The sequence below is a fragment of the Bombilactobacillus bombi genome (genome assembly GCF_013607485.1).
Classification (GTDB): Bacteria; Bacillota; Bacilli; order Lactobacillales; family Lactobacillaceae; genus Bombilactobacillus; species Bombilactobacillus bombi_A.
The window spans coordinates 1-424 of the sequence record NZ_SCHP01000153.1; the positions used below are offsets into that span (position 1 = coordinate 1).

Genomic DNA, 424 nt, shown 5'->3' on the forward strand with positions numbered 1-424 from the left:
CTTCTACCCTAAAGACTCAACGCCAGGCTGTACAACACAAGCTGCCGGCTTTTCTTGTTTAAAAGATCAATTTGATGTTTTAGGTGCTCGTATTTTTGGAGTATCACGCGACTCGGTAAAAGCCCACCAAAACTTTACAGAAAAGCAGGCACTGACAATCGATTTAATTAGTGACAAAGAAGAAGTACTTTGCAAACACTTTGATGTGATTAAAGAAAAGAATATGTATGGGAAAAAAGTAATGGGGATCGAACGCTCTACTTTTATTTTCCATAATAAAACCTTAGTTAAAAGTTACCGTAAGGTGAAAGCAGCCGGCCATGCTGAACAGGTTTTAGAAGATTTAAAAGCATTACAAACAGCTTAATAAGCTTGAGTAACAAAAAAGCGAGTTGAATACTCGCTTTTTTACACGCACATAAAT

Annotated in this window: 1 protein-coding gene; it reads left to right on the plus strand. The window is 36.8% G+C overall.

Annotation, left to right across the window (positions count from 1 at the left end):
* Positions 1 to 367 (plus strand): peroxiredoxin (locus EQ827_RS08900; protein ID WP_181190614.1); only part of this gene is annotated, 367 nt, incomplete at its 5' end.
* Between the last annotated feature and the right edge of the window lie 57 nt (positions 368 to 424).